This window comes from Knoellia sp. Soil729, assembly GCF_001427985.1.
Lineage (GTDB): Bacteria > Actinomycetota > Actinomycetes > Actinomycetales > Dermatophilaceae > Knoellia.
In genome coordinates, this window is sequence record NZ_LMSA01000008.1 from 23,051 (window position 1) to 30,847 (window position 7,797).

A 7,797-nucleotide genomic window follows, 5' to 3' on the forward strand; every position below is an offset into this window, starting at 1 on the left:
ACGCACCCGACTCGACGCATCTCGACCCCCAGGACTGACACGACATGGAAACCGCTGAGATCCGGCGCCGCTGGCTCGCCTTCTTCGAGAAGAACGGCCACACGGTGGTGCCCTCCGCGCCGCTGATCCACGAGGACCCCAACCTGCTGTTCGTCAACGCCGGCATGGTGCCCTTCAAGCCGTACTTCCTCGGTCAGGAGACCCCCCAGTGGGACCGCGCGACGAGCGTGCAGAAGTGTGTCCGGACGGGTGACATCGACGAGGTCGGCAAGACCTCGCGCCACGGCACGTTCTTCCAGATGAATGGCAACTTCTCCTTCGGCGACTACTTCAAGAAGGACGCGATCCGCTTCGCGTGGGCCCTGCTCACGACATCGCAGGACGACGGCGGCTACGGCCTCGACCCCGACCGGCTCTGGGCGACCGTCTACCAGGACGACGACGAGGCGGAGCGGCTCTGGGCCGAGTACACCACGATCCCCGCCGAGCGGATCGTGCGTCGGGGCAAGGCCGACAACTACTGGCACATGGGCGTCCCGGGCCCCGGCGGGCCGTGCAGCGAGATCTTCTACGACCGCGGCGCCGAGTACGGCAAGGAGGGCGGTCCCGAGGTCGACGAGGACCGCTACATGGAGATCTGGAACCTCGTCTTCATGCAGTACGAGCTCAGTGAGGTGCGCTCCAAGGTCGACTTCGACGTCTCCGGCCCGTTGCCGGCCGAGAACGTCGACACCGGGATGGGCCTGGAGCGGATCGCCTCCGTGCTGCAGGGCGTGGACAACCTCTACGAGATCGACGAGGTCTACCCGGTGCTGGCCAAGGCCGCCGAGATGACAGGCAAGTCCTACGGTGCCCACTCGGGCCACTCCGCGGGCGAGTCCCACCCCGACGACGTGCACCTGCGCGTCGTGGCTGACCACGTGCGTTCCTCGCTCATGCTCATCGGGGACGGCGTCACTCCCGGCAACGAGGGCCGCGGCTACGTCCTGCGCCGCATGCTGCGACGCGCCGTGCGCTCGATGCGCCTGCTCGGCTTCGAGGAGCCGGCGCTGCCGCACCTGCTCCCCATCTCGATGGAGCGGATGAAGCAGTCCTACCCCGAGCTGGAGACCGGCTTCGACCGGATCAGCCAGATCGCGTATGCCGAGGAGGAGGCCTTCCGGCGTACCCTCGCCTCGGGCACGACGATCCTCGACTCCGCGGTCTCGCGGACCAAGGAGTCCGGCGGCACGACGCTGGCCGGCGGCCAGGCGTTCCAGCTGCACGACACCTATGGCTTCCCGATCGACCTCACGCTCGAGATGGCGCAGGAGCAGGGGCTGTCCGTCGACCGCGAGGGGTTCACGCGGCTCATGCAGGAGCAGCGCAACCGGGCCAAGGCTGACGCCAAGGCCAAGAAGTCCGGCCACGCCAACACCGAGGTCTGGAAGGAGCTGCGCGCCTCCGGCGAGACGGACTTCCGTGCCTGGCAGGAGCTCACGAGCGAAGCCACCGTCCTCGGTCTGGTCATGGACGGCAACCGCGTCGAGGAGATCGAGCCCGGACAGCGCGGCCAGGTCGTGCTCGACCGCACCCCCTTCTATGCCGAGTCCGGTGGTCAGATCGCCGACGAGGGCATCATCACCGCCGACGGCGTCCACCTCAAGGTCGTCGACGTCCAGCGTCCGGTCAAGGGCCTGATCGCCCACACGGTGGAGGTGGTCCACGGACCGCTTCGCGCCGGTGCCCCGGTGCTCGCCGAGGTCGACCCCGAGTGGCGCCTGTCCGCCTGCCAGGCACACTCGGGCACGCACGTGATCCACGCGGCGCTGCGCCAGGTGCTCGGCCCGTCCGCCCTGCAGTCCGGCTCCTACAACAAGCCCGGCTACCTCCGTCTCGACTTCGCGTGGGGCCAGGCACTCTCGCCCGAGACCCGCAGCGAGATCGAGGAGGTCGCCAACCTCGCGGTCCGCAAGGACCTCCCCGTGTCGGCGTCATGGATGAGCCTGGCGCAGGCGCGCGAGGCCGGCGCCCTCGCCCTCTTCGGCGAGACCTATGGCGAGGACGTGCGCGTCGTCGAGATCGGTGGCCCCTGGTCGCGCGAGCTCTGCGGTGGCACCCACGTCGGGCACTCCTCGCAGGTCGGTGCGCTCACGGTGACGGGAGAGTCCTCCGTGGGCTCCGGCGTCCGCCGCATCGAGGCCTTCGTCGGGATGGACGCGCTGCGCTACCTCGCGCGCGAGCGGGCCATCGTCGCCGAGCTGACCGGCATCGTCGGTGGCCAGCCGGGTGACCTCACCGAGCGCATCGGCGCGATGGTGACGCGACTCAAGGACGCCGAGCGCGAGCTCGAGAAGGGCCGCAAGCAGGCGGTTCTCGCGGCGGCCGGGTCGCTCAGCGACAACGCCAAGGACGTCGGTGGAGTCCGCTTCGTCGGCCACGACGCGGGTGCTGAGGCCGGTGCCGATGACGTGCGGGCCATGGTCCTCGATGCACGGCAGAAGCTCGGCGAGGGTGCACCGGCGGTGGTTGCCGTCACCGGTGGTGCCAAGGGCCGGCCGGTGGTCGTCATCGCGACGAACCAGGCGGCCCGCGACAAGGGCATCAAGGCCGGCGAGCTCGTCCGCATCGCAGCCCAGGCACTGGGCGGTGGTGGCGGCGGCAAGGACGACATCGCGCAGGGCGGTGGTCAGGACCTCGCCAGGACTGGCGAGGCCATCAACGCCGTCGAGTGGCGCGTCGGAGAGCTCGTCGGTTGAGCGTCCGCCCCGGGGTGCGTCTGGGGGTGGACGTCGGCACCGTCCGCGTCGGTGTGGCCCTCTGCGACCCCTCGGGAATCCTCGCGACCCCCCATGCCACCCTGCGACGCACGTGGCCGGACGCTGAGATCACCGACGACGACGTGGCACAGATCGTCGCGCTCGGGGTCGAGCGCCAGGTCGTCGAGATCATCGTCGGCCTGCCCCGCTCGCTTTCCGGTGGCGAAGGTCCGAGCGCGCAGGCTGCGCGCCAGTATGCTTCGGAGTTGGCTCACCGGGTCGCACCCGTGGACGTCCGTCTCGTCGACGAACGACTCACGAGTGTCAGCGCCCACCGGGCCTTGCGCGACAGCGGAGTCGCCGGACGTCGGCAGCGTGAGGTCGTCGACCAGGCGGCTGCGGTGCTCATCCTCCAGGCCGCACTGGATGAGGAGCGAAGTTCCGGCCGACCACCCGGCGAGCTGGTGCAGCGACAGAAACGGCGCAGGCCGAAGACGAAGGATGGACGACGGTGACCCAGGACCATCTCGACACGGCGATCTTCGGCGAGCCCGAGCCCGAGGGCCCGCGCCGCCGTCGCCGCCCGCGTGAGAAGCGCGGCAAGGGGCGTGGTCTGCTGACCATCCTTCTCGCCGTGGTCCTCGTCGGCGGAGCGGCTATCGCAGCCGTGACCGTCCTCAAGCCGCTCGTCTCCTCGATGGTCGGCGGCGGCGGCAGCTCCGAGGGGGAGGACTTCGCCGGCCCGGGCGAGGGCAACGTCACCGTGACCGTCAAGCAGGGCGACAGCGGCGAGGACATCGCCACCACGCTGAAGGCCGCGGGTGTCGTCAAGTCCCGCACGGCCTACCTCGACGCGTCGGCGGCCGACCCGCAGCTGAGCGCCAAGATCCAGGCCGGCGCCTACACCCTCAGGAAGGGCATGAAGGCGAGCGATGCCTTCACCATGCTCACCGACCCGGCCAACCGCGCGGTCGACCGTCAGACGATCCCGGAAGGGCTGTGGGCGAGCGAGATCATCCCCCGGCTGAGCAAGGCCACGGGCGTGCCGGTCAAGGAGTACCAGGCGGCTCTCAAGAAGCCCGCGTCCCTGGGGCTCCCCGAGGCCGCGAACGGCAAGATCGAGGGCTACCTCTTCCCGTCCAGCTACGAGTTCGACAAGGGCACGCCGGCCGCCACCCAGCTCAAGACGATGGTGGCCATGACGCTCGCCGAGCTCAAGAAGGCCGGCGTCAAGCCGGAGGACTACACCCGCATCCTCACCGTGGCTTCGATCATCGAGGGTGAGGTCAACGGTGATGCCGACCGGGCCAAGGTGGCCCGCGTGATCGAGAACCGACTCGACGACCCCAACGGCCCCACGGTCGGTCGCCTGCAGATGGACTCCACGGTTCACTACATCGAGCAGAAGCGCGGGCGGGCCGGAACCTCGGACAAGGCCCGCAACTCCGACAGCCCCTACAACACCTACAAGGTCAAGGGCCTGCCGCCGGGGCCGATCAACAACCCCGGTGCAGCCTCGATCGAAGCCGCTGCCCACCCGGCCGACGGACCGTGGTTCTACTTCGTGGCGGTCAACCCGTCCACGGGTGAGACGAAGTTCGCCGTGACCGCGGCACAGCACGCCAAGAACGTCCAGGAGTTCAACAAGTGGTGCTCAGAGCACAAGGACAAGTGCTGAGGGCGGCTGTCCTCGGGTCGCCGGTCTCGCACTCCCTGTCACCCGCGCTTCACAACGCCGCGTATGCCGCACTCGGACTTGCGCAGTGGTCCTACGTTCGTCGTGAGGTCACCTCGGACCAGCTGGTGGGTGTCGTCTCGGAGCTGGGCGACGACTGGCGTGGCCTGAGCCTGACGATGCCTCTCAAGGAGGCCGCGTTCGAGGTCGCCAACTCGGTGACGGACGTGGCGCGCGAGGCCGGAGCCATCAACACGTTGGTCCGTCGCCCCGACGGCGGGTGGGATGGTGCCAACACCGACGTCGTGGGCATCGTGCGGACGCTGGAGCACGTCGACCACGAGGGCTCGGCCATCCTCCTGGGCTCCGGGGCCACGAGCCGTTCGGCCGCCCTGGCGCTCGTCGAGCTGGGGGTGCGTGACGTCGTCGTGGCCGCTCGCAACACCGATGCTGCTGCAGAGGTCGTCGCCCTGCTGAACCAGCACGGTGTCGCGGCGGTTCACGTCCCGCTCCAGGACTGGGCGCGCTCGCCCCGCCGGCTCGTCGTCTCGACGCTGGCGTCGTCAGCCAGTGCCACCACCGGTGAGGCTGTTGGCGGCCGCGGCGCTGTGCTGGCCGGGAGCACGGTGCTCGATGTGATCTATGCCGACTGGCCCACGCCCCTGGCGCGTGCCACGCGCGACGCGGGAGCGGACGTCATCTCCGGCCTGGACATGCTGGTGCACCAGGCAGCCGAGCAGGTGCGGATGTTCACCGGCCTGAACCCTTCCCTCGACGTCATGTTCGCCGCGGCGCACGAGGCGGTGGCGCGCTGATGGAGCCCCACCCGCTTCCGCTGCTCGCGACCGGCGTTCTCGTCGTCGTCGCGCTCGTCGTCGGGCACCTGACGGGGAAGGAGCTGGCGACAGCCGGCTACCGGATCGATGAGGACGAGGCGACTCACTCCCCACCGCGTCCCTGGTGGGTGGCTCCTCTCCTCGCGGGCATCGTCCTCCTCCTGGCCCGGACGCTGGGTGACGCGGCGGACTACGCCGCCCTGCCGGCATACCTGCTCTTTGCCTGGCTCACGGTCTGCCTTGTGTGGATCGACCTCGACGTGCACCGACTTCCGGTCGGGCTCACGCGTCCTGCGCTGCCGGCGTTCGCGCTTCTCCTCCTGCCGCCGACCATCGCGACGGGGGAGTGGGACCGTCTGCTCACGGCGGTCATCTGCTCGCTGGCGCTGACGGCTGCCTATGTCGCGTTCGCGTTCCTGCCCGGCGGAGGTTTCGGTGGCGGCGACGTCCAGCTCGCGCCGACGATCGGGCTGCTGCTCGGCTGGTTCTCCGTCGGGCACGTCCTCATCGGGACGATGGCCGCGTTCGTCCTCGGTGGGGTGGGTGCCGTCGTGCTGCTCGTGACCGGCCGGGCGGGCCGAAAGTCGGCGATGGCCTTCGGACCGTTCATGTGCGCTGGTCTTCTGGTCGCGGTCGCGTGGACCCAGCAGCTGGTCGACGGGTACCTCGGGTCCTGACGAGCAGGATCAGAAGGGGATGGGTTCGGGTTCGCGGGGTGGTGGGTCCCAGGTGAGCTGGGTCCAGTGGAGGTCGATGGCGGGTGCGGTGGGTTCGACCTCGGGAAGGGTGGTCGCCCGGGTGGGTCGTGGGGGTGGCGGTGCGGTGAGGAGGAGCTCGAAGTAGGTGTGGTCGAGGAGGCTGAAGTTCACGTGGGTGGTTCTGCGGGCGGGGCGGGGGCCGTCGGGCGTGGCGGTGCTGGTGGTGTGGTGGAGGTGGTCGACGGGCCAGGTGGTGGTGGTGCAGCCGGAGGGGTCGGTCCAGGTGAGGGTGCGGTCGGGGTGCAGGTGCACGCTCCAGCCGTCGCGTTGCTTGATGCGGTGGTGGCGCCGGCACAGGGCGATGAGGTTGCCGGGGTCGGTGGGTCCGGTGGGCCAGGGGCGGACGTGGTCGAGGTCGCACTGGCGTGCGGGGACGGCGCAGCCGGGGAAGCGGCATCCGCCGTCGCGCAACCGCACGAAGCGGGCCATCGCGGCGGGGATGCGGTAGGCGGGGGTGGTCGCGGTGCTGGTGCCCTTGAGGTCGCGCCCCACGGCGAGGCCGGCGGGGACGTCACCGCCCAGGAGGGCACCGGTGGTGGGGTGGCAGGTCAGCTCCCCACCGGCAGTGGCACCGGTGAGGAAGCTCGCGGGAACCATGGTCCTACCCGCACCGGTCAGCCCGCCGACCTCGACCCATCCGTCGGCTGGTGCGCCGGTGTTGTCTTTGGGGGTGGACTTGCCGGAGGCATCATCCGCACCGGAGGCTGTGGTGTCGCTGTCAGGGGTGGCGGCGCGGGTGGTGTGGACCACCACGCGCACGTCGCTGTGCTCGAGGACCAGGCGCATGAGGGCGTCGACGCGGGCCTGGGTGAGGTTGTCGGCGTGTCCGTCACGCACGAGTTGGCGGGCGCGTTCGGTGACGGCGGCCCAGGCGCGGCTGGACTGCTCGGCAAGGACGTCGGCGCGCCACTGGTCCAGTCCGTGCTCGCCGTGGCGGCGGGTCAGCCCCCGGCGTTGGTTGGCCCGCTCGGCTTCGGCGGCCACAGCCTGGGGTGCGACGCGGGCGGCGGTGGCGGCCACGAGGCGGCGCAGCGGCCCGATCGTCAGCTCCCGCCAGTGCGGTGCGACGTCGGCCACCACGCTCGCGGCGTCCTGGGCGGTGAGGAACTCGGTTTCCTCGGTGATGACGGCGGCGCGTCGTTGGTCGAGGTCGCCCTCGGCCATGGCGTCGATCACGGCGGGGGTGCGGGTCAGCTGGCGGATGGCGTCCAGGACCCGGTTGGCGGCGACGTGGGTGGAGACTCCGAGCCGGGGTGCGGCCAGCTCGGGTGCGTCGAGGCGTTGGTGTCCCAGGCCGTGGTGGACCTCGGCGGTGGTGCCGTCCTCCTGGCGCACGGGGTCGATCGCGGCCAGNGCCAGCTCGGGTGCGTCGAGGCGTTGGTGTCCCAGGCCGTGGTGGACCTCGGCGGTGGTGCCGTCCTCCTGGCGCACGGGGTCGATCGCGGCCAGGTGCGCCAGCGCCACTGCTTGGCGTGCCGTGGCGGCGTTGATCTCGGCCTGGGCCTGTTCCACGACGTCGAGGAGGTCGTCGGTGGTGAGGTGTGCAGCGGCACCCAGCAACGCGGCATACCGGCCCGCAAGGGCGGCGGTCGCGGTGTCCGGGTTCATGTCCCCATCATAGCCGAACACATGTTCGAGTGAAAGAGAAGGCGAAGCGAATTATGTTCTGCTGCAAGCGAACAACGCGTCGTTCCGGAACCTGTCAACCTGTTTGGAGTCGTTCTTCCGATTTTTTCTGATTGAGGCGGACGGTGGCGTAGGGCGTGCGCAGTGAGCGCTGGCTGCGGTAG

The 7,797-nt window shown here is 70.2% G+C and carries 6 protein-coding genes; 5 read left to right on the forward strand and 1 reads right to left on the reverse strand.

What is annotated here, in order from left to right:
- Nucleotides 1–44 precede the first annotated feature (44 nt).
- From alaS to ASG74_RS16775, 5 genes are read left to right on the forward strand one after another with little or no spacing between them, the layout of a single operon-like run.
- A complete protein-coding gene (gene alaS, locus ASG74_RS16755; protein ID WP_056146417.1) occupies nucleotides 45–2,738 on the forward strand; it encodes an alanine--tRNA ligase in 2,694 nt (897 codons plus the stop codon).
- Nucleotides 2,735–3,253 carry a Holliday junction resolvase RuvX gene (gene ruvX / locus ASG74_RS16760; RefSeq protein WP_082569871.1) on the forward strand — a complete coding sequence of 173 codons (519 nt, stop codon included), beginning with the start codon at nucleotides 2,735–2,737 and terminating at the stop codon, nucleotides 3,251–3,253. Before alaS ends, ruvX begins: the two co-directional genes overlap by 4 nt.
- Nucleotides 3,250–4,416, forward strand: coding sequence for an endolytic transglycosylase MltG (gene mltG, locus ASG74_RS16765; RefSeq protein ID WP_056146422.1), 1,167 nt, complete (start codon nucleotides 3,250–3,252; stop codon nucleotides 4,414–4,416). The genes ruvX and mltG overlap by 4 nt, the downstream gene beginning before the upstream one ends.
- On the forward strand, nucleotides 4,410–5,228 hold the full coding sequence (locus ASG74_RS16770; protein ID WP_235499080.1) for a shikimate dehydrogenase: 819 nt from the start codon (nucleotides 4,410–4,412) through the stop codon (nucleotides 5,226–5,228). Before mltG ends, ASG74_RS16770 begins: the two co-directional genes overlap by 7 nt.
- Nucleotides 5,228–5,926: a prepilin peptidase gene (locus ASG74_RS16775; protein WP_056146424.1), complete on the forward strand. Its 699-nt coding sequence runs from the start codon at nucleotides 5,228–5,230 to the stop codon at nucleotides 5,924–5,926. Before ASG74_RS16770 ends, ASG74_RS16775 begins: the two co-directional genes overlap by 1 nt.
- 9 nt (nucleotides 5,927–5,935) lie before the next feature.
- Here the strand turns inward: ASG74_RS16775 and ASG74_RS16780 are convergent.
- A partial coding sequence (locus ASG74_RS16780) for an HNH endonuclease signature motif containing protein (protein WP_235499081.1) occupies nucleotides 5,936–7,360 on the reverse strand: 1,425 nt, incomplete at its 5' end.
- Nucleotides 7,361–7,797 lie beyond the last annotated feature (437 nt).